Below are 23,268 nucleotides of genomic sequence, written 5' to 3' on the forward strand. Positions count from 1 at the left end.
TATAGAAGTTCAAGGAGAACGCAATGAGTAGCGGTCGTATTGTACAGATTATTGGCGCGGTTCTTGACGTCGAGTTCAACCGTAACGAAGTTCCTCAAATTTTTGATGCCTTACAAGTTGATGGCACCGAAACCACTCTAGAAGTTCAGCAACAACTAGGCGATGGCATCGTGCGTACGATTGCTATGGGCTCAACTGAAGGTCTTAAGCGTAATTTGCCAGTGACGAATACTGGTGGCCCAATCGCAGTACCTGTAGGTGTTGGTACGCTTGGTCGTATTATGGATGTACTAGGTCGTCCTATCGATGAAGAAGGTCCTGTAGCTGCTGATGAGAAATGGTCTATCCACCGTGAAGCACCAAGCTACGCGGATCAGTCTAACAGCACTGAGCTATTAGAGACTGGTATCAAAGTTATCGATCTACTTTGCCCGTTCGCAAAAGGTGGTAAAGTTGGTCTGTTTGGTGGTGCTGGTGTTGGTAAAACCGTCAACATGATGGAGTTGATCAACAACATCGCTCTAAAACACGAAGGTCTATCGGTATTTGCTGGTGTTGGTGAGCGTACTCGTGAAGGTAACGACTTTTATCACGAAATGCAAGAAGCGGGCGTTGTGAACACTGAAGACTTTAGTAAGTCTAAAGTTGCCATGGTATATGGTCAGATGAATGAGCCACCGGGTAACCGTCTACGTGTTGCGTTGTCTGGTCTAACTATGGCTGAGTACTTCCGTGATACTAAAGATCCTGCTACTGGCAAAGGTCGTGACGTACTACTATTCGTTGATAACATTTATCGTTATACGCTAGCGGGTACCGAAGTATCAGCTCTACTTGGCCGTATGCCTTCAGCAGTTGGTTATCAGCCAACACTCGCTGAAGAGATGGGTATGCTACAAGAGCGTATTACTTCAACCCAGTCAGGCTCTATCACTTCAGTTCAGGCGGTATATGTACCAGCCGATGACTTGACGGATCCATCACCAGCGACGACGTTTGCGCACTTGGATGCGACTGTCGTACTAAGCCGTGATATCGCTTCACAAGGTATCTACCCTGCGGTTGATCCACTAGATTCAACCTCACGTCAGCTCGATCCACAAGTCATCGGTGAAGAGCACTATAACGTAGCTCGTGGTGTGCAGGAAGTATTGCAGCGCTATAAGGAGCTAAAAGACATCATCGCCATCTTAGGTATGGATGAGCTATCAGAAGAAGATAAACTCGTCGTTTATCGCGCGCGTAAGATTCAGCGCTTCTTATCTCAGCCATTCCACGTCGCTGAAGTATTCACTGGTGCACCTGGTAAATATGTACCACTACGCGATACCATTGCTAGCTTTAAAGCGATTATCGCTGGTGAGTACGATGACCTTCCAGAGCAAGCCTTCTATATGGCTGGCGGTATCGACGAAGTTGTCGCTAAGGCCGAAAAAATGAAATCTACAGCGGCATAAATCGCTAGAGAGTCAGCCTAGCGAATAAAGTTGGCTTATCACTTTCATTCGCTAGTTGGCTTTATAGAGAGCTAGCTGTTTTTGAGACTTTTTCATAATAAGGATTTAGGTATGGCAACGTTACAATGCCGCGTCGTAAGCGCCCGTGAAGAGTTATATTCAGGCGAGATCAGTATGCTAATTGCCACTGGTAGCGAAGGCGAGATTGGTGTTCTACCAGGTCACACGCCATTGATTACCTTGCTAAAGCCTGGCTCAATGCGAGTACAAACACCAGACGGTCAAGAGGAAGTCATCTACGTGTCCGGTGGCGTACTTGAAGTACAGCCAAAAATGGTTACGGTACTAGCCGATACTGCTATGCGTGCGCATAATCTTGATGAAAGTAAAATCGTCGAAGCTCGTCGGCAGGCTGAGCAGTTATTAGTCAATCAAACCGACACACTGCAGACCAATGCAGCATTAGCTTCATTGGCTGAGTCAGTTGCGCAGCTACAGACTATTCGTAAGTATCAAAACCGCTCTTAATTAGCTTGATGCGCTAGACGGGCGTCTAAGTTACTTTAAGGTTTTGCTAAAAACAGTCCATAGGGGCTGTTTTTTTTGTTTATAGACCCTAGTAGTCAGACAAGAATTTAGTTATATTATTAACATAAAAGTATATAGCTGGCTTAGTATTTTATCATTCGGCTACTTATATTAGGCTTATCTAAATAGTTAGATAATACTTAGCTTAACTATTAATTTTTAATCAAAACCTATAAATGACGTCACTATCTATTTTTTGTTTTATAAAAGATCTGTATTTATCTGATTTTGGACGAAAACTAAGATTTTAGGCGGGCTTCTTTATAGGTTTTGTTAACGACAATAAGCTATAGTAGGGTAAGTTATAAGTTTAGTAGTATACTAGCTTGCTATGACTGAGCTGCACTTACAAACAAAATATACAAAGATATTGAGGATAAGCAGTAGCATTTTTAAGACTATTGCTGCCTTGATACTTATTTCCCGCTGCAAATTTTCTGTTTTTAATTGAGATGTATTAGAGGATATAACGATGACAACACCTGAAGACGACAACACCCCGCGAATTTTGATTGTAGAGGATGACGAGCGTCTGGCTATGTTAACCCAAGATTATCTGGTTAAAAATGGCTTAGAAGTCGCAATTGAGACAGACGGCAACCGTGCTATTCGTCGTATCGTTAATGAACAGCCTGATATGGTAGTACTTGATGTCATGCTACCAGGTAGCGATGGTTTGACCGTCTGCCGTGAAGTACGCCCGCATTATCAAAACCCAATTTTGATGTTGACCGCTCGTACTGAAGATATGGATCAAGTATTAGGTCTTGAGATGGGTGCGGATGATTATGTTGCTAAGCCCGCTCAGCCGCGCGTACTGCTTGCACGTATTCGTGCGCTACTACGCCGCTCAGAAAACGCACCATCAGAAGATGTGCCGCAGCGTCTTGAGTTTGGCGAGCTCGTCATCGATAATGGCGGTCGTTCAGTCAATTTAGGCGATGAGTTGGTCGACTTTACGAGTGCTGAATATGATTTATTGTGGTTATTAGCTTCTAATGCTGGCCGCATCTTATCACGTGAGGATATTTTCGAGCGTCTGCGCGGTATTGAGTATGATGGTCAAGATCGCTCTATCGATGTGCGTATCTCACGTATTCGTCCGAAGATTGGTGATGATCCAGAAAATCCAAAACGTATCAAGACGGTCCGCAGTAAAGGCTATCTGTTCGTCAAAGAAGGCAACTAAGCCTTTGTTGAGAGTCTATAAAAAGCCAGCGCTATGCTGGTTTTTTATTTTTTAGCCAAAGCTCTTAATTCAGGTTTTAATGCAGCAAACTCTAACATATTTATGAGCGTTGCTATAGAATAGCAGCAGTAAGTGTTACTCATAACTCATCCCATGCTTTGGTTACGGCAATTATGTCATTAGTCTCATCCTTGAAACACAGTATCTTTGTTCGAATATACGCTGGGCTATTGATAGTCTGCTTGTGTGTTGCTCTTTTTGCGCAGTTATTGATGGATACTATCAATCAAGAGCGTATGCAAACCTATCGCGAGAATATGGCGACTGGCGCTTTTTATTTGGTGAGCGAGGGTCTTGCGCATCAAGAGACGGAAACCCAGCGCGAATATTGGCTATCTGATGCCAGTAGTTTATTTGGTTCGACCTTTCGTATAGTAGCGCTAGAAAATATAGATTTCAGCGCCAGTGAACGGCGTCGTTTCGAAAATGGTGAGACGGTAGTTCGCTATGTGAGTCAGCCGGCTTATGCCGATGTTTATCACCGTTTACCCAATGATAAAGTGTTGACAGTAAGAGTCTCGCAGGTCACTGAACAGCAAGTACGCGCTATGGCGGTGTTTTTGTTAGATGATCTCTCTTATTACGCTACGCTTCCTGAGAAGCGTGCACGCTTGACAGAGCTCGAAAACAAATTCTCTTATCCGTTGTCTTTAGACACTATAGATACTTTTAATCTAGATGATGACCAATTGGCACGCTTGCGCCGTGATGAAGTGGTTATTTTGTTGCAAGATAGCAATAGTAGCCAAGGCAACTCTTCTATCAAGATTGTTATTCCCTCTGAGATCAATGATATGGCCGTTCTTATGGGGCCGATACCTTTATTTAACTGGTTTCCACTGAATTTGATTATCAGTATGGTATTGATTAGTATGTTTCTAATCAGCTTAGGCGTCTATGCGCTCATTTTCCCACTTGAGCGCAAATTACAGCTGATACAAGTTGGGGTTAATGAAGTTAGCGATGGCAATCTTGATATTCAGGTACAAGTTATTGGTCAAGATGAGATTGCGCGCTTATCCGCTACCTTCAATGCGATGACCTCCCATATCAAGCGCTTGATTGAGTCGCAGCGCGAGCTGACACGCGCGGTATCGCACGAACTACGAACACCGGTTGCCCGTATTCGCTTTGCGGTCGATATGCTAGCCGATACCGACGATGAAGACTCGCGCTTTATGCAGCGGGATTATATCGACGAAGATATCGAATCTTTGAATGGTCTAATTGATGAGATCTTAACCTATGCTAAATTAGAGGAAGGGTCGCCTAAGCTCGACTTAGAGTCGGTCAATTTAAAGGAGTTAGTTGAGCAAATCGTCCGTGAGACTAACGCTCTAGGCAAGGATATCAAAATCGTTGGTAATCCACCGAATAGTAAAGTGACCGCCGTCGCCGATCGGCGCTACTTGCACCGAGTGATTCAAAACCTTGCGGGTAATGCGCTGCGTTATGCCGAAGGTACGATCATTATTAGTGCTTGGGTGAAAAAAGGCAATGCATATGTCAGTGTCGAAGACGATGGGCAGGGTATTCCAGAGGAAGATCGCGAAAAAGTCTTTATTCCTTTTGCACGCTTAGATGACAGCCGTACCCGCGCTTCAGGTGGTTATGGGTTGGGGTTGTCTATTGTTTCGCGAATTGCTTTTTGGTTCAATGGCAATATGAGCGTTGATGAGAGTCCAGAGCTTGGCGGTGCCCGTTTTATCATGACTTGGCCTATCAAACCCTTAACCCAGACCATTGCCGCTGACCAAATCACGCAAGAAAAGAGCGAGCGCAGCTTTGAGAGTTGAGCTTAAACAATTAGCCTATGACAGGATGTTTGCTAAATATTATAGCTGCGCTTTATCAATAGGATGACAATAGAGGAGAGCGAGGATGCCTTATTTGTTTGGTGGCTTGATAATACTCAATGCGGCTGTACTGATCAGCTATTTGTTTTTTCAACAGCCCAGTACTACGCAAAGCTTACAACAAGCGCAAGATGAGCTAGTGCAGCCTATAGACTTTATCAACAGCTCAGAGCATATACCGCCGCCTATTGGCACTACAAATTAACTCTTGGGTTACCTGTTAATCAGCAATCTTTTATTTTCACCGTATCTTAACTCTTTACCACCTTAAGAGTGTCGCCGATAGCATTTAAATAATAGCACTTAGCTATTTTCGGTTGTATCCTCGGTCTCTTTGTAGCTAACCTCTTTATCGACAGTTTCTTTATCTGTAGCTGCTGCTTGATCCACTTTAGATATCAGCGGTATTTTGATACAGACTTGTAAGCCGCCTTCGGGGTGATTAATCGCCTCTACCGTACCGTGATGCAATCTAGCAATACGGTTCACAATAGCCAGACCTAGACCACTACCTTGAGTGGTACGAGCAGTTTCGCCGCGCTCAAACGGCTGCATAATACGCTCTAATTGATCTTCTGCCACGCCATCACCGCAGTCACGAACACAAATGACAAGCTGCTCCTGCGCCTCACCCATGACCTCGCTCTCGCTAACCACATCGCTTTCACTTGTGACTAGCGTTTCTTTGAAAGTTGGTACGACCGTCGCTGACAAATAAATAGGCGTCTTTCCGTAACGATTGGCGTTATTGACTAGATTGATAACCATACGCTTGATAGATAAGGGTCTTACCGGTACTTGCTTATCAAGTTGGTCTTCGTAAACGAATTCCATTGGTGCAAACTGTACTATAACCTCATTAAATATCGTATCTAAATCAGTCAAGCGCACCGGCTCGTCAGAGCCATCTTTCATAAAGGAGATAAACTGCTCCAAAATCGCATCCATATCTTCAACATCATAAATCAAGCCTTCCCGAAAAAAATCATCCGGTAACATCTCAGCGGTGAGGCGCATGCGTGTCAGCGGCGTTCGCAAATCGTGCGAGATACCCGCAAGCATAATCGTGCGCTCCTTTTGTGCTTGATTAAGGGTGGTAAAAAGCCGGTTAAAAGCCAAATTGACTTGTCGAATCTCAGTAGGTCCTGCTTGAGTCGGAAGGGTAGTGGCATGACCACGACGAATATAGTTAGTCGCGGCTCGTTGTAAGTGCCGCAGCGGCCGGTTCAACTGTCGTGCTATCAGGATAATGGTTAGCAGTGTGAGAATAGGAATACCGAGTAGAAAAAAACCTAACAGGGTCGGACTGTACTGGGAGTAGTAGATAACAGGCTCACGTATCCAAAAACTCGTATCCCGGCTATCTTGCACCCATAACTGCGGGGTTGGCTTAAACTTAAAATAAACCTCTACCGGGCGGCCTAACTGCGCACTGATTTCACGTTGTAATACATTGGTAAAAAAGCCGACAAAGACTTTTTTCTCAACTTGCGGAAAGTCGCTAGGATTGTCTATCGTCACCACATGTGAGTGCTCATAGATCCAGCGTTGAACCTCAGGGTTATCTCGCCAATCTTGTTTGGCACTATTCATCAATTGTAGCTCACTGGTCAAATAGCGGGCATGGGTTTTTAGCTCAGGTAAATAAAGACTACGCCAAAAAAACCAAATAGATAAACTGACGCTGATAATGACCATAAAGGTAATCATAAAAGTGGTCAGCCAGCTGTTCGACCAACTACTAGAGCGACGTGTCGGGATATTCGCGGTACTCATAGCAGACGATTGCTCCAAAAGAGGTACAAAAAATAGTTAGAAATAAGATAAAGACGTTCTGAGATGAGTATAGTGCAATCGCATAAAATGCGCTATGGCTTGCGTTAAATGCTCAGCAAAAACAGCTCAGCTAAGTGATTGTTATCAAACAACTAAATAAACACAGATTATGTTTTCAAAAATAATAGACTATGATATAATTGTGCCCTTTTTGGTATACCTGCGAAAGAGAGAAATCAGATGGTTGTTATTCGTTTAGCACGGGGCGGTGCCAAAAAACGCCCATTTTATCAAGTTGTAGTTGCTGATCAACGCCGCGCGCGTGATGGCCGTTACATCGAAAACATTGGCTTTTTTAACCCATTGGCTAAAGAGTCAGAAGAAGCGGTTCGCTTAAACATGGAAGCATACAATGCGTGGGTCGCAAAAGGCGCACAGCCTTCAGATCGCGTTGCTTCATTAGCGAAGTCTTACAATAAGACTGCTGCTGAAAGCGAAGCGACGGCTTAAGTTTTAAGTGATGATCTATAGATAGCTTACGAGCTATTTTAAGGTCTGAATTTAAAAACTAAAAATACTGACTTAAAAATCTAGCGTTCCATAGCATATCGTTATCTTCTTTATCCTACACTGTATTTATAACATTTAGAGTCGTTATGTCATCAGCACCTGCTAATAACCTTATGAAAATAGGTCAGCTCAAAAAGCCTTACGGTATAAAAGGTTGGCTTTGGGTTTTTAGCGATACCGATGATCGAACCGCTATATTTGCTATGCAGCCTTGGTATATGAAGACAGCTATGGGAATGAAGCCTTTGACTGTCAAAGCTTGGCGAGAGCAAGGATCGGGCATTGTTGCGCAGTTTGAGCAAGTTCCTGATCGCAATGTTGCAGAAACCATGAATGGGGTAACCCTTTGGGTGGAGCAAGATGTCTTGCCTGAGACTGGTGAAGATGAGTACTATTGGTCCGATCTGATCGGGGTACGAGTATTTAATGAGCAAGATGAGTATTTAGGCGATATTACTGAGATGTTTGAAACTGGTGCCCATGACATTATGCGGGTAGCGGCTACCTCAGACAGCTTAGATAATGAAGAGCGTCTCATACCTTGGCATAAGCAAACAGTGCTTAAAGTCGATATAACGGCTAAAACCGTTATAGCGGCTTGGCCTAGTGACTATTGACCAGTGATTAGTGATTGCTGATGTATTTTGCCGTTATAAGTATCTTTCCTGAGATGTTTGCCGCGATTCGTGATTTTGGTATCACTGGCCGCGCTGTGACTCAGCAGCAAGTTCTGATTGACTGCATCAATCCACGCGACTATACCACGGACAATTATCGCCGTATTGATGAACGTCCTTATGGTGGTGGTCCTGGTATGGTGATGATGGCTCAGCCATTGTCGCAAGCGATTGACGATGCGAAAGAGCGAGCTGGTCTGCAAGGTTGCCGTACTGATAGCAAACACTGTCCGGTGATCTACTTGTCACCACAAGGGCAGACGCTCAGTGAAGATAGCGTGCTTGAAATGGCTGATTATGACGGCATGATTTTATTATGTGGTCGTTATGAAGGCATTGATGAGCGCTTATTAGCACAATACGTCGATGCGGAAGTATCGCTTGGTGATTACGTCTTAACCGGCGGTGAGCTCCCAGCTATGGTGTTGATGGATAGTGTGATACGTCGTCTACCTGACATTATGGGTGATGATAAATCCGCGATGCAAGACTCGTTCGTCGATGGCTTGCTCGATTGTCCTCACTACACTAAGCCGCATGAGTTTGCGGGTATGGCGGTTCCGGAAGTACTGCTTTCAGGCCATCATGCCAATATTGCTAAGTGGCGCTTTCATCAGCAAGTACAGCGTACTCAGACCAGGCGTCCGGACTTATGGCAAGCTTTTAGTCCAACTACTGAACAAGCACGTTGGCTAAAAGAGCAGTCAAAGTAGCCTGTCTAAATATCTAGACGCTAACTAATATAGTCAGTATAAGTATAGCTAAACCGTTAAAAAAGAATTTTGCGCAATAATTAACCGGCTATAGTGTAATGGCCGTTTAACCAACCCCATTTACCTTGTATCTACCTACTATTGATTAAAAGAGTAGGCAGAGACAATTAATTATTACAAACAGGTGATATGCGCTTAGCCTCTATTATCTAATGTGAGGAGATAACTCTCATGAGCAACAAACATCCATTAGTTCAAAGCGTTGAAAATGCTCAACTAGTAGAACGCCCAGACTTTAGCGCTGGTGATACCGTTGTCGTACAAGTAAAGGTACGTGAAGGCGAGCGTGAGCGTCTACAGGCCTTTGAAGGCGTCGTCATCGCTAAGCGTAACCGTGGTCTGAATTCAGCCTTTACGGTTCGTAAAATCTCAAGTGGCGTTGGTGTTGAGCGTGCTTTCCAATTGCACTCTCCTATTATCGACAGCATCGAAGTGAAACGTCGCGGTGCCGTTCGTCGCGCGAAACTATACTACTTACGTGAGCGTTCTGGTAAATCAGCACGTATCCGTGAGAAGCTTGGCGCACGTCCAGCAAAACAAGGCGCTCAGAAGAAAACTGACGCCGGCGTACCTGACGCTGTGGATACCGCACCTGGTATCTAAATTCGTAACGAAGTTCAGTTTGAGCTTCGTTACCAGCCCTTATTCATAGGTTTATTATATAAATAAGTAGGCGTACCAAAAAAGACAAAACCCCAATCTATGCATAAGCTAGATTGGGGTTTTTGTATTTATAAGGCAAAAACTTACTAACTTTATTTAGTGTCTGGTTTGCCGCTTGCTTTATCAGCTGCTTGGTCGCTTGGCTTATCAGGTAAATCTAGACGACTGGCTTGACTCTTAGACTTACTGTGCTTACGCAGACGAATATAGACGGTCTTGGTCACGATAGCGATGATTTTTTGATTGTTATCGACGATTTCAGTGCGATAGTCGCGAAATACCGGCTCGCCGCTCTCAGCTAATTTACGAATAGTCGTCGCTTCACTGCTCGATACCTTTATCCGCGCAGTTACTTTACTAGTTCCTGGGGCGACAAATTCAATGTGCGAGCTTTTATCCCACACCACATAGTTGCTACCCAATTGCTGCATCAATAGCAGCATATAAAAAGGGTCGGTCATGGCGTACAAACTACCGCCAAACTGCGTGCCAACGATATTCCTATTCAAAGCCGTCAGATCCATACTGACGACGCATAACCCTTGATCGGTATCTAAGTACTCAAGCTTGATACCGGCACCCACATAAGGCGCATAGGTATTGATACGTAGTTTTAATAGATGCGGCGTCAGTATCGGCATAATGTATTGCTTGGCTTTACGATTGAGTATCTCGAATTTTTTTGGAAATAGCTTCATTTTTTATCCTTCAATCCCTAATATTTATAATAATATCAATTAGTTACAATCAGCTGTGAGTAAATAAGCTCTCGCAAGTAGAGGTTTGCATAATGAAAAGCATCCGTTACTTATCATTCGTTAGCATGTCTAACGTACAAGTGTACACTTAGAATGCTCAAATTTTATTCTATAATAGAAAATAAAGCGAGAGAAGGACAAAAGGAGACTATCTATGTCAAAGATGAATAGTGAGCACAAGGAGGCAGCGTTAGAGGAGAGCTGCGAGCTCTGTGGACGTACGAATCTGCCCTTAACCCGACATCATCTTATTCCGCGCTCACGCCATAATAAAGCCCGTACGCAGCGCCGTTTTAGCCGTACGGAGATGAGCGATGATATTGCTATGCTCTGTCGTCCTTGCCACAGCCAAATCCATAACATTTTTGCTAATCATGAGTTGGCAAATTACTATCACACGGTAGCGCGCTTACAAAAGCATAGCGAAGTCGAAAAATTTGTAAATTGGGTAAAAAAGCGGCCAACGAGGCTGAAAATAAGGGTGAGAAATTAAAGCTACAAATCGTTCTAGAAAAACAACACTCGCATTATGGATACTGATGACCTACAATGGCCACCCCTTTGTTCGCGGTAGTTTAACCTTTAAGAATAGGTCTAGACAGCAGTCCTAACTATCGGTAATTGAAGCGAATAAAGGATTATCTAAGTTCTCAGTCAACATAAGGAGATGTGATGAGTAATCCTCAAATCCCCGCATCGAAAACCGCAGAAGCTAATCCCAACCTTGCCCAAGAAAACGATAATTTGCAAGGTAGCTATGAAGAATTACATCAACCCTACGCTAGTTTTGAAAGTCGCGACGCTTATCTCAACCATGAATTACAGATCATGCAGCCTAAGCGCTGGCGACCAAACTTACCCTTTAGAGATTATCGCTTCGAATTTGAAGATACCATCCCTGCGATGGCAGCCACTATCGGTAAAGTGGTCATGGTCGGCGCTATCGCTGCTACTTTTGCAGGTCCTCTTGGTTTAGGGGAGGCATTTGTTTTAGAAAACGTGCGTTATGAGCTGCTCATTGTTGCGTTTTTTGTCATTTTATTCTCAGGTTTTTTACTCCCCACTGCTAACCTTGCTGGTACTCATGGCCCGCTAATTCCTCTTATCCCAATTGTGGTCGCAGCTGGTGGCCATCCTATGGCTTTTGGCTTACTCATTGGTGCTTTTGGTCTGCTGCTAGCGATCAGCAAAGGCGGGAGCTTATTGGCCAATCTAACCAGTAAGGGGGTTTGTGGCGGTCTGCTGCTCTATCTCGGCTTTATTGGTACTACCTCGCAAGTCAAAAACCTCTTTGCTTGGGCAGAAGGCATCGGTATGGCGCATATTGCCTTTGTGGTGATTTTACTCACTATTGTGCTATATGCGGTGCTAGAAAACTATCAGAAACGTTGGCTTGCGGTGCCGCTAAGCTGCTTATTAGGGGGCGGAGTGGCCTTTGCTATGGGCGCACCGTTTGCGTTTAAAACCACGCCCGGCTTACCAAATATGAGCCCAATGTATTGGTGGGGTGAAAACACCGGCTGGATGTTAGGACTACCAACGATTGAGAGTTTCATCGTGGTACTGCCATTTGCGGTCTTAGCAGTGGCGATGTGGTCGCCGGATTTTTTGGGACATCAAGTATTCCAAAAGATAAGCTACCCTAAACGCACTGAGCGCGTGCGCATGGATATCGATGATACTATGATTAGCGCCTCGGTCCGTCAGGTAGCAGGCTCCGTGCTTGGTGGCTCTAATTTTGCTTCCTCTTGGGGCACTTATATTGTGCCCGCCGCGATTGCTAAGCGCCCTATTCCCGCCGGCGCGGTACTAACGGGACTATTTTGTGTGATTGCAGGCGTTTGGGGTTATCCAATGGACCTTGCGATTTGGGAGCCAGTCATGTGTGTGGCCTTAATCGTTGGGGTGTTTATTCCGCTACTTGAGGCAGGTATGGAGATGACTCGTGAAGGCAAAACAACGCAGTCGGCCGCGATAGTCGTTTTTGCCTCAGCGTTAGTAAATCCAGCTTTTGGTTGGTCTATTACCTTAGTATTAGATAACTTAGGTCTGATTGGCTCAAAAGAGCGCAGTGCTAGCTTATCTAAGATGAGTCGCTGGATTATTCCGGTAGTGACCTTTGTGATCTTGACTGGGGTGATGGCTATTGTGGGTATGCTGCCCGGTATTCCTGCACTATTACCAAACTTCCGCCATTAGGGTGGGGCTAAAGCTTTAATATAACAGAGCCACAAACGTAAAAAGCCAGCTTGATGAAGCTGGCTTTTTATACTCTCAACGTTATGCACTCTCTGTCCGACGTACTTCCAGTATTATGTACCGATAGGGTGTTGGACTCAGTTGCTATTTAACGGCGCTGTTATTTTTCAGCACGTACTTTGTCGACTAAGAAATCTACTACTTTAGGGACTTTCGCACTCTCACCAGACACTACGTATTTGCCTTGCACCACGACTGCTGGTACTCCTGATAGCTGATAACGCTTGGCGCCTGCTTGCGAGCGTCCAATTTTCGTACCTACCGCAAAAGAGTTATAAAGGCTGTTGAACTTCTTTTTGTCGACGCCTTGTGAGGCATACCAATTGGCGAGTGAGGATTGATCAAATAGTTTTTTACCATCCTTGTGGATCGCATCGAACAGCGCGTCATGAGTTTTGTTCTCATAGCCAAGTAGCTGCGCGGCGTAGAACCCACGAGCGCTAGCTTCCCAAACCGGGTTTAAAGCGGCGGGAGTTTTAAAAAAAGCGACGTCCTTATCTTTGCTTTTTGCCCATTTTTCCATATGCGGGTTCAAAGAGTAACAATGCGGGCAACCGTACCAAAAAAACTCACGAACAATGATAGCATCACCGCTGATTTTTTCTGGATTATCAAGAACTTTATAGTCTTTGCCGGCGACATAATCGGCCGCTTGTACGCCCATACTGGCGAAACCAACAGCGCAGGCCAAACCAGTCAATGCGAGGACACGTTTCATACTTTTTCCTTTGATTCTTAAGGCTTGAGGGTATTAAAAAACACTTATTCAAAAGTGTTAAGAAAAGATTAAATACAGTTCGGCTATAATAACGTAAAATCACAGTCATTGTGAACCGTATTCTTAACCAATAGTTGCCATGCTGTAGATATTATTTATAGTCAGATAACGAATAGACGCCGAATATTAGACAACTGATTATCTAATGCAGACGTTCACAATCAGTCACTAGGTGCCTAAGGTAAAACAACGGCTCTCATGTTAACATTAACTTTTGTTTCTAACGCTATTGATACTGGTAATAAGGTGTTTTTAGTATTAGCTTGCTAAGACCTTATCGCTATCATTGATGAATTCTTAGTTTTTTGAGCATAATCGCTACGATCTAATAACAACGACAATAATGGTACTAAAGGATATTTCTATGAGCGCAACGCAACCTCAGCAAAATACGACTAACAATGTTCAAGAGGATATAGCTGATCAAACGGTAACCAATGTGGATCCTAGTGAAGTCGATAAATTCAACAAACTTGCCGGCGAGTGGTGGGACAAAACAGGCGCGTTTGCGACTTTGCATGAGATCAATCCTTTGCGGCTCAACTGGATCACCGAAAATGTGGAGCGCGGTTATCAAAGCGCGGATACTAGCAAGACTGCAGCCGATGGCTTACAAGGTAAAAAGATACTCGACATCGGCTGCGGCGGCGGGATTTTATCCGAGTCTATGGCACGGCGCGGTGCGGACGTCACTGGTATCGATTTGGGTACTGAAAACCTAAAGGCGGCTACTGTCCATGCGCAGCAAAGCGGTCTTGCGGAGACGCTACGTTATCAGCATATCGCGGTTGAGGATTTTGCTGCGAAGCATTCAGGTCAGTTCGATGTAGTCACTTGTATGGAAATGCTAGAGCATGTCCCAGATCCGAGTGCCATCGTGCAGGCTTGTTACGATCTATTAGCGCCAGGCGGTGTTTGTGTGTTATCGACTATTAACCGTAATCCTAAGTCCTATCTGTTTGCTATCGTTGGTGCTGAATATGTGCTGCGACTACTAGATCGCGGTACGCACGATTACGCCAAATTCATCACCCCAGCTGAGCTAGATAAAATGGCGCTCAATGCCGGATTTAACCGCCAAGATATTATTGGACTGCACTACAATCCAATTACCAAGCGCTATTGGTTAGCACAGAATGTCGATGTCAATTATATGATGGCGGTGCATAAGCCCAATGCTGAATAAATAAGTTTTTCAATAAATAAAGCTTAGAAGTAAGTGCAAACGTGTTTTTTATAAAAGCATAATAATGCTTATCAATTAAGGCAGCTACTATGACTAATTTTGTAAAGGCGGTACTTTTCGATCTAGACGGCACTTTGATCGATACCGCTGCTGATTTTGTGCGTATCATTGGCAAGATGAGCCAAGAAAATGGTTGGCAAGCGCCAAGCGATGCCGATATTCGTCAGCAGGTTTCTGCTGGCGCCTCAGCAATGGTTAAGCTGATGCTAGAGCATAATGGTCAAGCTGGTGTCACTGAGGAGGAGCTACTCACTTATCGTCAGCAGTTTTTGGATGATTATGAAGCCGATATCTGTGTCGATAGTGGTGTCTTTACTGAGCTTGACGAGCTACTAGAAACCCTTGAGAGGAATGGCACACCTTGGGGTATTGTCACTAACAAACCACGCCACTTAGCAGAGTTACTACTGAATAAACTACAGCTCGAGGAGCGCTGCTCGGTACTGGTCTGTCCTGAGGATGTGTCACGTACTAAGCCTGATCCTGAGCCTATGTATCTGGCACTAGAGAAATTAGGAATAGCGCGTGGCGGCTCTGCTTGCGTACTTTATGTTGGTGATCATATTCGTGATATCGAAGCGGGAAATGCCGCTGGTATGCCTACCATTCTAGCGGCTTATGGCTATATCTCAGTAGATGATCAGCCTGCCCTAAAAAAGTGGGGTGCAACTCACATTGTCGAGACGCCGATGCAGCTTAAGCAGTTATTATTAAGGTCTGGTAAGTTTGATTACTTGTAAGCGGTAGTGCTTTTTTAATAGTAATGAATCTCGTCCAAAATACATCGATAGCAGTGAGCAATACCATGAATAATACTATGAGCGGTACTGAGAAAAACTCTGAGCGTAATACGACAACCAAAAACAGTCATCAGCCTTTAAGTCATGAGCAAATCCGTAATTTTGTCGCAAAGGATAACAGCTTGGAGGGCAAGGTTATTCTAGTGACTGGAGCGGGGGCCGGTATTGGCCGAGTTGCCGCTTTAACTTATGCACGTTTTGGTGCGACAGTACTGCTCTTAGGCCGCACCACTAGTAAGCTTGAGACTGTTTATGATGAAATCGAAAATATAGGCGGTAAGCAGCCGGCTATTTTGCCTATGGATCTAGAAACCGCCAGTTATGATGAGATGCAAAAACTTGAGCGGCTTATTGATAAAGAGTTCGGTCAATTAGATGGTCTTCTCAATAATGCTGGCATCTTGGGAGCATTAACTCCGCTTGAGATGTATGATGTCGATATGTTTGCTAAAGTCATGCAGATAAACTTCACCGCTACCTTTAAGCTGACTCAAGCGTTACTGCCACTATTGAAAGATGCCAAAAACGGCTCTATTGTCTTTACCTCAAGCACGGTCGGCACTTATCCACGCGCTTTTTGGGGCGCTTATGCCTTATCCAAACAGGCCGTCGAAGGAATGAGCGATATCTTTACTCAAGAAACGCAAAACACCACCAACCTTCGTTTTAATTGCATCAATCCAGGTGGCACTCGCACTAATATGCGCGCACATGCCTATCCGGGAGAGAGTCCTATGAGTCTCAAAACACCAGAAGACATTATGCCAGGTTATATTTGCTTGATGAGCGATGAGAGTATCGATGTGCGCGGACAAGTGATAGCCCTGCAGCCCAAATAATATAATAAAGTATGCGCGGCTTTTACTGCCCAAATCCTCTTGTATATACCTAACGATCCATGTGTTGAAATCCTAGCTAATACGCCCCATCTATCTGTAATTAAAGAATTTTATGATAAATATAGATAAGATTGAGAGGAGTTAGATTATGGCAGGTGGATGGTCAAGAGATGGAGCAGAGCACGAACAAATGGATGCTACCGTCAACGATGCGTTGGACCGGGTACGCCAAGCACTACCAAAGGGCGAGAGTGCGCAGTATTGTGATGAGTGCGGTGAGCCAATACCAGAAGCGCGAAGAGCTGCGGTACCTGGTGTGCAGCACTGTATTGGCTGTCAGAACGATCTTGAACAAGACGCTAAGGCTTCTGAGCTATTTAATCGCCGTGGTAGTAAGGACAGTCAACTGCGTTGATAAGCGTATATCTATAAAAAAACCAACTCGATGCGGTTGGTTTTTTTATAAAAGCACTTGCGTAATCAAAAAACAAATAGTAGCCAAATTGAGCAATAAACCGGCTAAAAATACATAGCCATCTTCTGTAATTAAAGAGATGGCAAATAAAATCACCGAGGCCGCAGGTATCATAACCGCGAAAGGCACGAGCTCAAGCGGAATCATAGCAAGGGCGGCAAGAATACAAAGGGCTGCCGCCACCTTTTTTGCTTTATTAGATGTTAACTGCTCAAGTCTGGGTTTAACGACTTTATCAATCTGTTTTGTGGCTTTTGATGCAATATTTACACCTTTATCCAGCTTGTCCTCATCAAAAGAGATATTATCGACAAATTGCGGTAGCCAAGGCCGCTCTTTGCCAAACAGCATCTGAATGCTTATCAAAATAATGATCACACCGCAAACCGTTGGCACCCCAGGGATGCCTCCCGTTGGCATGATGGCAATAAGTGCAGGGGCAAATATTAAAGGCCCAAAGCCTTTAGAGTTAAGCGTATCCATGATATCGCCGATATTTACCTTGCCAGCATCTTTATCAGGGTCTAATTGCTCAAGTACGGCAGTTAAACTGTGTTCTGATGAAGAAGGATTCGACTTTGCATCATCTTTGTCATAATGAGCATTTTCATGCTCATCTAGAGTCGCTTGAGTGTGGTCTGTACGAACGTTAGACTTGTGAGGGGGAGCGTTATGATCTGTCACCATAGTTCCTAAACGTTTACGCCTTACCTGTTTTCAACGTCAGCATCCGCCTCGTCTGGAACGAATACATAGCCGACGCCCCATACGGTTTGAATATAGCGAGCTTGCGAAGGATTATCTTCGATTAGGCGACGCAGACGTGATACTTGCACATCGATAGAGCGCTCCATCGCGCCCCATTCGCGGCCACGCGCAAGATTCATCAGCTTATCACGGGTCAAAGGCTCGCGAGGATGCTGTACTAAGGCTTTTAGTACTGAAAATTCACCAGTGGTCAGCGTTACCACATTGCCGTCACGTTTGAGGGTACGTGTAGACAAATCAAGCGTCCAGGGACCAAACTCAACCACCTCTAGCTGATGGCTTGGCGCGCCAGGTAACTCACGGTTCTGCCGACGCAATACTGCTTTGATGCGGGCGAGCAGCTCTTTTGGGTTAAAAGGCTTTGGCAGATAATCATCAGCGCCGGCATCTAGGCCAGCGATACGATCGGCATCGCCGCCTTTTGCGGTTAGCATAATGATCGGAATATCGGCGTTATCTTCGCGCAAGCGCTTACAGATACTGATACCATCCTCACCTGGTAGCATTAAATCGAGAACGACTAAAGAAAACAGTTCACGCTGCATGAGTTTATCCATTTGACTGCCGTCATGGGCGGTACGTACGACAAAGCCATCATCTTCTAAAAAGCGCTGGAGCAAAGAGCGCAGACGCGCATCATCGTCAACGACTAAGATACGCTGAGTCAGAGTATCGGAGCTTTTATTATCAGTCATATAGATATCCTCTAGTGAAGGTTATTATTATAAAAATAGCGGTAATGATTGGAGAACCCATCTATTCATAATTATGTAATGGTTCTGAATTTGTGTCATCGCTTTTACTGAGCTGTTTAATCCTTAAAACCTTATCTTTTTCCCTATTGTTTTTTCTTTCTTCTAGGGTTACTTTTAAAAGTATCAAAGTAGTACCTCAGTGTATAAGATTGCGCTACTAATTGCATCACTTGTTCACTGAAATGCTGTATGCGTTTGTTTAACAGGGTAAATAAAACATTTATTTGTTTGATTTTGCGTCATTTTAGCCTAAAAAAATGCTATTTCATCCATAAAATACAAGGATATACAGCGAAAGTATAAAAAGGATTATAAATCAGTCAGCTTTTGCTATAATGCCAATCACCATTTCTCAACGATTGATACGTATATGAGTAGCACTGATAGCTTAACGTCATCGGCAGTCTCAGCAAATGCGCAGGGATTAGATGCAACCACACACGCGAATATCCACGACAAGCTTGCTCGCGCGCTTGGCATTAAGACGGCTCAAGTCAACGCTTTTGTCAAACTTTTTGATGAAGGCGCAACGGTTCCTTTTATTGCGCGTTATCGTAAAGAAAAAACGCAAAATCTCGACGATGCACAGCTCAGGGCACTAGAAAAGTCGCTCAACTATGAGCGTGATATGGCCAACCGTCGCTTGAAAATCACTGAGCTGCTGCGCGCGCAAGACACTCTAACGAACGAGCTACAAGCCCGTATTGATAATGCGGCGTCGAAGCTTGAGCTTGAAGATATCTACTTACCGTATCGTCCACGTCGCCGCTCCCCGGCGGCTAAGGCCCGCGCTGCTGGTTTAGACAGCGCAGCACAAGCTCTGTTAACGCAAGAGATTACGCCTACGCAGGCGCTAGCAGAGTATCAGCTGCCTACGAGTGTCACTGATGATAGCGGCAATGAGATTGAAGTTGATTTTAGCGACTTCGATAAGCAGCTGGCGGGTGTCCAGGCCATTATCGTTGATGAGTGGACGCAAGCGCTTGACCTGCTCGATAACTTACGTAGTGGCTTTGCCAAAACGGCTAGCATCGTCACAAGCGTTGCCAGTGAAGATAAACGCGAAGTCGGAGAGAAGTTCAAAGACTATTTTGATCATAGTGAGAGTCTAGCGCGTCTGCCCAATCATCGCCTGCTTGCCATGCTACGCGGTCGTCAAGAGAATGTGTTAGGTATAAAAGTTGACGGCGAAGATACGCCTTTTATCGAAAAAATTATCAATCATTTCAATATTGATGCGACAGCGCCAAGCGAGCGCCGCGAGTTTCTATTAGAGGCGGCGAACAGCTTGTGGAAAGATAAATGGCGTCCACATATTGAGCATCGCTTATTAACGGAAAAGCGCTTAGCCGCAGAAGCTGACGCTATCGATGTCTTTGCTAATAACTTGCAGCATTTATTGATGTCAGCTCCAGCAGGCCCGAAAGTGATCTTGGGTGTCGATCCTGGTATTCGTCATGGCGTCAAAATGGCTATCATCGATGCGCAAGGCCATGTAATGCTTGATAGTGCTGACAAGCCTGTTGTCGCTACCGTGTATCCTTTTGCTCCTGATAACAAAATGAGCGAGGCCAAAACGCTTATCGATGAGTTATTAAGCACTTATGCCGTCGATTTGGTCGCTATAGGTAACGGTACCGCTAGCCGCGAAACGGACGCTATGATAAAAGAGATTTTATCGGCTAACCAATCATTAAAGGCCAAGGCTGTCATCGTTAATGAGTCTGGCGCTTCGGTCTATTCTGCCAGTGAGCTGGCTAGTGATGAATTGTCTGACTTAGATGTCTCGGTACGCGGCGCGGTATCTATTGCTCGTCGTTTGCAAGACCCGTTATCTGAGCTCGTAAAAGTCGATCCAAAAGCTATTGGTGTGGGACAATATCAACACGATGTTAATCAAAACCAGTTGGCCGATAGTCTGGATAAAGTCACTCAAGATAGCGTCAATGCGGTGGGCGTTGATGTCAATACGGCAAGCCCAGCAATACTGACGCACATCGCTGGTCTTAATCGCAATGTCGCGCAGCAGATCGTCAGTTATCGCAAAGAGCACGGCGCTTTTGCTAGTCGTGAAGCGCTAAAAGAGGTACCACGTTTGGGCGTGAAAACCTTTGAGCAAGCCGCTGGGTTTTTGCGAGTACATGGGGGGAGTAATCCTCTTGATGCAACTGGCGTACACCCTGAGAGTTACGATATGGTGAATAGCTTACTTGAACACACCAATAAAGACTTAAACGAGATTATCGGTAATGATGGGGTGCTTAATAGTCTAGATACTAGTACGATCGCTGCTAACGATGACAACATTAGTATTAAAGCGATAGTAGAAGAGCTTGCCAAACCCGCTCGTGATCCGCGTCCTGAGTTTAAGACCGCAAGCTTCCGCGATGACGTTAATAGCATCAAAGATCTAGAAGAAGGTATGCAGTTAGAGGGCGTCGTGACGAATGTAACGGCTTTTGGCTGCTTTGTAGATGTGGGCGTGCATCAAGATGGGCTCGTGCACATCTCGCAGATGGCTAATGATTTTGTCGCTGATCCGATGAATCGTGTCAAACCAGGCGACATCGTTTCAGTACGTGTCATCTCTATTGATGAGCCGCGTGGGCGCATTGGCTTTAGCATGAAACCCGAAGCCCAAAAGTCTGAAGGCCGAGTGAAGCCTGCAGCGGATATCAAGACTAAAGAGGCGAGTACCAACACTACTGATCGGCCTAATCGTCCCAAAGATAAGCGTTCAGCGCCGCGTGGTAAGCGTACTGACAAAGAGCGCAAAGGTTCGAGTAATCAGCCCAATCGTACGCCAAAACCAAAAGCGGAAACGCCTAGCAGAATCGGTACGCTAGGAGCTCTGTTACAAGAAGCTGGCGTCACCAAAAAGAAATAACTATATTATTATAAACTAGCACTAAAAAGGCAGCCATCAGGCTGCCTTTTTTGTTGAATCATCGATACCAACATTGTTTTTGACTAATGAGATATAGCAATGATTGCGTAAGTAAAGTTGATGAGCTATGTACTTATTGATCGTCTTCTTCCGAAACCTCCGGTAGATCTTCTGCTTCATCTAACAAAGCATCTTGAGAGGTCACTTCAGTTGTTTGCAACTCTTGGTCTTGCAAAGCATCTGCTGGAGCTTCTAATTCGGTAGTCATCGGCTGTTGGTTAGGATTATTAGTGTTTGCTCTAGATATGGTTTGGGTCTCGCTGATTTGAAACGAATCAGATTGATTTAATACTGACTCATTATTAGCGTTGCTAGCTTCAGTTTCAAGAGTGGTTGCAGTAGCAGCATCTTGTATATCTACTGGGGTAGTCTCAGTAGGTGCTGCCATTGCTAAACTTGGGATAGTAAGTGCAGCGCCAATAACTAACGATAAAGGTAGAGTACGGTGTTTCATCAATTGATTCCTTAGTTTGCATTTTTATAGTGTCAGCTTAAAAGACATTAAACTTAACCTGTATTTGGCTTTGTATATTACGAATTTATTTAGAATTTTAAATCTATATATTTATTATATCTAACATATTATCTCTAAATAAAATAAAATCATGATAATCGCTAAGCGACTATCATGATCGATTCGAATAAAGAGTATCATTAACCAATCTAAATCAGTCAAAAACTCTAAGCGGCAGAATACCAATTAAGTTACCGTTAATTCAGTAGTGCATAGATTAAAAATCTAACACATTAATGTTCGTAAGTGACTTTGTGCAACTATTGTACTCTTATTGTCGGGTATGAAAATATAGTAAAACTACATTAACTTTATTAATTCATATCTTCCATATCATCCATTTCTACATCTGCATCAGGAACTCGAATAACTGGGAAGGTTTGATCGACTTCAGTTTGATTTAATATAGCAGGATCCACTTCTTGTCCTACGATAGCTGTCTGACGACCATCTTGAATAGCAATGGCAGTGCCTGTATTCGTATTAACGCGCTGAATCTGATCTGCAGGAGCAACAATCACTTCTTTTACGCTATAAGTAGAAGGGCGGATGACACGTCTGGTCTGCACAACGACTGGCTCGACAGTACGCGCTTCAGCGATAGCAACTTCAGCTTCTGGAGCTTTCATCTCACTGATGACAGGCGTTGGAAAGTTACTACCAAAATGGTTATCACATTGCTGCATAGTAACGCGTAATGGATTACCGCTGCTATCCATATAAACGTTCACAGGCATATCCGCAGCGAAAGGAACGTATTTGCCTACTAATGCACCAGACACGCCATAACGACCATTTGATTGACCCACACCTAGATCACAAGCACCTGCTTCATAATCACCAGTACGCAAGTTATTATCGCTAACAACGCGCTGAGGAATCATCACCTCTGATAAACGCATTTTTGCCACGCTAGCTTCACCAGCACGTGGCATAGGCTTTTGGTAAGTATAAGGAGTATAGAACTTGGCAGAACCGTCTTTTACCGCCATGACGCATTCATCATAGCTGTCATAACCGACGTTACCGTGACTATCCGTCGTCATAGCAGCGTTAGCACTAGTTCCAGCCATAGCTAGGCCAGAGGTGAGTAGAGCTGCTGTCAATACATTGAATTTCATAATTATTCCCTCTCAATTATTATCATTAATTTTTAACAAAGTTCGTGGTCATTCTTAAGCGTTAGTCGGTTTTTATTTCGTTAAAACAACTCTATTAATTAGAACTATCTAGCTGAGATAATCTTTCTTAGTATTTAGCTTTTACTGACTAATAAGTGCTTCTTTTCAATAATTAACGCCTAGACACAAACAATATTACTTGAGCGCTTAAATTATCGCTGTGTCATTCGGCTAACAATATGTAGCATTATGTGTTTAATATCTAAAAATTAGCAGCGTCAATTACGCAAGTGATACGTTGTTATTATTTGATAACATTGTATATATAGTCTAATCCAAATAAAACCGATACAATCCTATTAACAATTGCATTTAATGAAATAAACGATGACTTATTCA

The 23,268-nt window shown here is 44.2% G+C and carries 23 protein-coding genes; 16 read left to right on the forward strand and 7 right to left on the reverse strand.

The window, feature by feature from the left end:
• Positions 1-23 precede the first annotated feature (23 nt).
• From atpD to ACTXGJ_RS09940, 5 genes are all read left to right on the forward strand, one after another.
• Positions 24-1,457 (forward strand): F0F1 ATP synthase subunit beta, encoded by a 1,434-nt coding sequence (atpD, locus tag ACTXGJ_RS09920; protein ID WP_439240508.1) that lies wholly within the window; start codon positions 24-26, stop codon positions 1,455-1,457.
• A 111-nt stretch (positions 1,458-1,568) separates the two neighbouring features.
• A complete protein-coding gene (locus ACTXGJ_RS09925; protein ID WP_439240506.1) occupies positions 1,569-1,985 on the forward strand; it encodes a F0F1 ATP synthase subunit epsilon in 417 nt (138 codons plus the stop codon).
• A gap of 532 nt (positions 1,986-2,517) precedes the next feature.
• Positions 2,518-3,234 carry a response regulator gene (locus tag ACTXGJ_RS09930; protein ID WP_439240504.1) on the forward strand — a complete coding sequence of 239 codons (717 nt, stop codon included), beginning with the start codon at positions 2,518-2,520 and terminating at the stop codon, positions 3,232-3,234.
• Positions 3,235-3,407: 173 nt separating this feature from the next.
• Entirely contained in the window at positions 3,408-5,090 is a 1,683-nt protein-coding gene (locus ACTXGJ_RS09935) for an ATP-binding protein (protein ID WP_439240502.1), read from the forward strand.
• An 85-nt stretch (positions 5,091-5,175) separates the two neighbouring features.
• Complete coding sequence (locus ACTXGJ_RS09940) at positions 5,176-5,355, forward strand: hypothetical protein (protein ID WP_439240500.1); 180 nt, start codon at positions 5,176-5,178, stop codon at positions 5,353-5,355.
• 98 nt (positions 5,356-5,453) lie between these two features.
• Here ACTXGJ_RS09940 and ACTXGJ_RS09945 read toward each other — a convergent pair whose 3' ends face one another.
• Positions 5,454-6,926, reverse strand: coding sequence for an ATP-binding protein (locus ACTXGJ_RS09945; protein ID WP_443565830.1), 1,473 nt, complete (start codon positions 6,924-6,926; stop codon positions 5,454-5,456).
• Positions 6,927-7,166: 240 nt separating this feature from the next.
• On the opposite strand from ACTXGJ_RS09945, the gene rpsP reads away from it, so the two are divergent.
• The 4 genes from rpsP (at position 7,167) to rplS (ending at position 9,549) form a co-directional block, all read left to right on the forward strand.
• A complete protein-coding gene (gene rpsP, locus ACTXGJ_RS09950; RefSeq protein ID WP_439240496.1) occupies positions 7,167-7,436 on the forward strand; it encodes a 30S ribosomal protein S16 in 270 nt (89 codons plus the stop codon).
• 146 nt (positions 7,437-7,582) lie between these two features.
• Positions 7,583-8,113, forward strand: a complete 531-nt coding sequence (gene rimM, locus ACTXGJ_RS09955; RefSeq protein ID WP_443565831.1) for a ribosome maturation factor RimM — start codon at positions 7,583-7,585, stop codon at positions 8,111-8,113.
• Positions 8,114-8,133: 20 nt separating this feature from the next.
• Entirely contained in the window at positions 8,134-8,886 is a 753-nt protein-coding gene (gene trmD / locus ACTXGJ_RS09960; RefSeq protein WP_439240492.1) for a tRNA (guanosine(37)-N1)-methyltransferase TrmD, read from the forward strand.
• A gap of 231 nt (positions 8,887-9,117) precedes the next feature.
• The gene (rplS, locus tag ACTXGJ_RS09965; RefSeq protein ID WP_439240490.1) at positions 9,118-9,549 is read left to right on the forward strand and encodes a 50S ribosomal protein L19; all 432 of its coding nucleotides are present in this window, start codon (positions 9,118-9,120) and stop codon (positions 9,547-9,549) included.
• Positions 9,550-9,701: 152 nt separating this feature from the next.
• Here rplS and ACTXGJ_RS09970 read toward each other — a convergent pair whose 3' ends face one another.
• Positions 9,702-10,307: a DUF4442 domain-containing protein gene (locus ACTXGJ_RS09970; RefSeq protein ID WP_439240488.1), complete on the reverse strand. Its 606-nt coding sequence runs from the start codon at positions 10,305-10,307 to the stop codon at positions 9,702-9,704.
• A gap of 214 nt (positions 10,308-10,521) precedes the next feature.
• Between ACTXGJ_RS09970 and ACTXGJ_RS09975 the strand changes: the two genes are divergently transcribed.
• A complete protein-coding gene (locus ACTXGJ_RS09975) occupies positions 10,522-10,860 on the forward strand; it encodes an HNH endonuclease (RefSeq protein WP_443565834.1) in 339 nt (112 codons plus the stop codon).
• A gap of 179 nt (positions 10,861-11,039) precedes the next feature.
• Positions 11,040-12,566, forward strand: coding sequence for a DUF3360 family protein (locus ACTXGJ_RS09980; protein WP_439240483.1), 1,527 nt, complete (start codon positions 11,040-11,042; stop codon positions 12,564-12,566).
• 160 nt (positions 12,567-12,726) lie between these two features.
• On the opposite strand, the gene ACTXGJ_RS09985 is transcribed toward ACTXGJ_RS09980, so the two are convergent.
• Positions 12,727-13,344, reverse strand: a complete 618-nt coding sequence (locus tag ACTXGJ_RS09985; protein WP_439240480.1) for a thiol:disulfide interchange protein DsbA/DsbL — start codon at positions 13,342-13,344, stop codon at positions 12,727-12,729.
• 424 nt (positions 13,345-13,768) lie between these two features.
• On the opposite strand from ACTXGJ_RS09985, the gene ubiG reads away from it, so the two are divergent.
• The 4 genes from ubiG to ACTXGJ_RS10005 all read left to right on the forward strand — a co-directional run bounded on the left by ubiG (position 13,769) and on the right by ACTXGJ_RS10005 (position 16,704).
• Entirely contained in the window at positions 13,769-14,590 is an 822-nt protein-coding gene (gene ubiG / locus ACTXGJ_RS09990) for a bifunctional 2-polyprenyl-6-hydroxyphenol methylase/3-demethylubiquinol 3-O-methyltransferase UbiG (RefSeq protein ID WP_439240478.1), read from the forward strand.
• A gap of 89 nt (positions 14,591-14,679) precedes the next feature.
• Positions 14,680-15,390: an HAD family hydrolase gene (locus tag ACTXGJ_RS09995; protein WP_439240476.1), complete on the forward strand. Its 711-nt coding sequence runs from the start codon at positions 14,680-14,682 to the stop codon at positions 15,388-15,390.
• A gap of 77 nt (positions 15,391-15,467) precedes the next feature.
• Positions 15,468-16,289, forward strand: a complete 822-nt coding sequence (locus tag ACTXGJ_RS10000) for a YciK family oxidoreductase (protein ID WP_439240678.1) — start codon at positions 15,468-15,470, stop codon at positions 16,287-16,289.
• A gap of 148 nt (positions 16,290-16,437) precedes the next feature.
• Positions 16,438-16,704 (forward strand): DksA/TraR family C4-type zinc finger protein, encoded by a 267-nt coding sequence (locus tag ACTXGJ_RS10005; protein WP_439240474.1) that lies wholly within the window; start codon positions 16,438-16,440, stop codon positions 16,702-16,704.
• Positions 16,705-16,749: 45 nt separating this feature from the next.
• On the opposite strand, the gene ACTXGJ_RS10010 is transcribed toward ACTXGJ_RS10005, so the two are convergent.
• Both ACTXGJ_RS10010 and ompR read right to left on the reverse strand, forming a co-directional pair.
• Complete coding sequence (locus ACTXGJ_RS10010; RefSeq protein ID WP_439257352.1) at positions 16,750-17,451, reverse strand: exopolysaccharide biosynthesis protein; 702 nt, start codon at positions 17,449-17,451, stop codon at positions 16,750-16,752.
• A 20-nt stretch (positions 17,452-17,471) separates the two neighbouring features.
• Positions 17,472-18,227 carry an osmolarity response regulator transcription factor OmpR gene (gene ompR, locus ACTXGJ_RS10015; RefSeq protein WP_439240470.1) on the reverse strand — a complete coding sequence of 252 codons (756 nt, stop codon included), beginning with the start codon at positions 18,225-18,227 and terminating at the stop codon, positions 17,472-17,474.
• A gap of 430 nt (positions 18,228-18,657) precedes the next feature.
• Between ompR and ACTXGJ_RS10020 the strand changes: the two genes are divergently transcribed.
• On the forward strand, positions 18,658-21,174 hold the full coding sequence (locus ACTXGJ_RS10020) for a Tex family protein (RefSeq protein WP_439240468.1): 2,517 nt from the start codon (positions 18,658-18,660) through the stop codon (positions 21,172-21,174).
• A 133-nt stretch (positions 21,175-21,307) separates the two neighbouring features.
• Here ACTXGJ_RS10020 and ACTXGJ_RS10025 read toward each other — a convergent pair whose 3' ends face one another.
• Both ACTXGJ_RS10025 and ACTXGJ_RS10030 read right to left on the reverse strand, forming a co-directional pair.
• Positions 21,308-21,688, reverse strand: a complete 381-nt coding sequence (locus tag ACTXGJ_RS10025) for a hypothetical protein (RefSeq protein ID WP_439240466.1) — start codon at positions 21,686-21,688, stop codon at positions 21,308-21,310.
• Between the two features lie 374 nt (positions 21,689-22,062).
• On the reverse strand, positions 22,063-22,869 hold the full coding sequence (locus ACTXGJ_RS10030; protein WP_439240464.1) for a hypothetical protein: 807 nt from the start codon (positions 22,867-22,869) through the stop codon (positions 22,063-22,065).
• Between the last annotated feature and the right edge of the window lie 399 nt (positions 22,870-23,268).

Origin of the sequence: Psychrobacter sp. 1Y11 (assembly GCF_052259045.1) — a bacterium.
Classification (GTDB): domain Bacteria; phylum Pseudomonadota; class Gammaproteobacteria; order Pseudomonadales; family Moraxellaceae; genus Psychrobacter.

What these genes read in the sequence shown, in the direction of transcription:
- atpD (WP_439240508.1), top strand. Translation starts at nt 24, where the DNA reads ATGAGTAGCGGTCGTATTGTACAGATTATTGGCGCGGTTCTTGACGTC.
- ACTXGJ_RS09925 (WP_439240506.1), top strand. Translation starts at nt 1,569, where the DNA reads ATGGCAACGTTACAATGCCGCGTCGTAAGCGCCCGTGAAGAGTTATAT.
- ACTXGJ_RS09930 (WP_439240504.1), top strand. Translation starts at nt 2,518, where the DNA reads ATGACAACACCTGAAGACGACAACACCCCGCGAATTTTGATTGTAGAG.
- ACTXGJ_RS09935 (WP_439240502.1), top strand. Translation starts at nt 3,408, where the DNA reads ATGTCATTAGTCTCATCCTTGAAACACAGTATCTTTGTTCGAATATAC.
- ACTXGJ_RS09940 (WP_439240500.1), top strand. Translation starts at nt 5,176, where the DNA reads ATGCCTTATTTGTTTGGTGGCTTGATAATACTCAATGCGGCTGTACTG.
- ACTXGJ_RS09945 (WP_443565830.1), bottom strand. Translation starts at nt 6,926, where the DNA reads ATGAGTACCGCGAATATCCCGACACGTCGCTCTAGTAGTTGGTCGAAC.
- rpsP (WP_439240496.1), top strand. Translation starts at nt 7,167, where the DNA reads ATGGTTGTTATTCGTTTAGCACGGGGCGGTGCCAAAAAACGCCCATTT.
- rimM (WP_443565831.1), top strand. Translation starts at nt 7,583, where the DNA reads ATGTCATCAGCACCTGCTAATAACCTTATGAAAATAGGTCAGCTCAAA.
- trmD (WP_439240492.1), top strand. Translation starts at nt 8,134, where the DNA reads ATGTATTTTGCCGTTATAAGTATCTTTCCTGAGATGTTTGCCGCGATT.
- rplS (WP_439240490.1), top strand. Translation starts at nt 9,118, where the DNA reads ATGAGCAACAAACATCCATTAGTTCAAAGCGTTGAAAATGCTCAACTA.
- ACTXGJ_RS09970 (WP_439240488.1), bottom strand. Translation starts at nt 10,307, where the DNA reads ATGAAGCTATTTCCAAAAAAATTCGAGATACTCAATCGTAAAGCCAAG.
- ACTXGJ_RS09975 (WP_443565834.1), top strand. Translation starts at nt 10,522, where the DNA reads ATGTCAAAGATGAATAGTGAGCACAAGGAGGCAGCGTTAGAGGAGAGC.
- ACTXGJ_RS09980 (WP_439240483.1), top strand. Translation starts at nt 11,040, where the DNA reads ATGAGTAATCCTCAAATCCCCGCATCGAAAACCGCAGAAGCTAATCCC.
- ACTXGJ_RS09985 (WP_439240480.1), bottom strand. Translation starts at nt 13,344, where the DNA reads ATGAAACGTGTCCTCGCATTGACTGGTTTGGCCTGCGCTGTTGGTTTC.
- ubiG (WP_439240478.1), top strand. Translation starts at nt 13,769, where the DNA reads ATGAGCGCAACGCAACCTCAGCAAAATACGACTAACAATGTTCAAGAG.
- ACTXGJ_RS09995 (WP_439240476.1), top strand. Translation starts at nt 14,680, where the DNA reads ATGACTAATTTTGTAAAGGCGGTACTTTTCGATCTAGACGGCACTTTG.
- ACTXGJ_RS10000 (WP_439240678.1), top strand. Translation starts at nt 15,468, where the DNA reads ATGAGCGGTACTGAGAAAAACTCTGAGCGTAATACGACAACCAAAAAC.
- ACTXGJ_RS10005 (WP_439240474.1), top strand. Translation starts at nt 16,438, where the DNA reads ATGGCAGGTGGATGGTCAAGAGATGGAGCAGAGCACGAACAAATGGAT.
- ACTXGJ_RS10010 (WP_439257352.1), bottom strand. Translation starts at nt 17,451, where the DNA reads ATGGTGACAGATCATAACGCTCCCCCTCACAAGTCTAACGTTCGTACA.
- ompR (WP_439240470.1), bottom strand. Translation starts at nt 18,227, where the DNA reads ATGACTGATAATAAAAGCTCCGATACTCTGACTCAGCGTATCTTAGTC.
- ACTXGJ_RS10020 (WP_439240468.1), top strand. Translation starts at nt 18,658, where the DNA reads ATGAGTAGCACTGATAGCTTAACGTCATCGGCAGTCTCAGCAAATGCG.
- ACTXGJ_RS10025 (WP_439240466.1), bottom strand. Translation starts at nt 21,688, where the DNA reads ATGAAACACCGTACTCTACCTTTATCGTTAGTTATTGGCGCTGCACTT.
- ACTXGJ_RS10030 (WP_439240464.1), bottom strand. Translation starts at nt 22,869, where the DNA reads ATGAAATTCAATGTATTGACAGCAGCTCTACTCACCTCTGGCCTAGCT.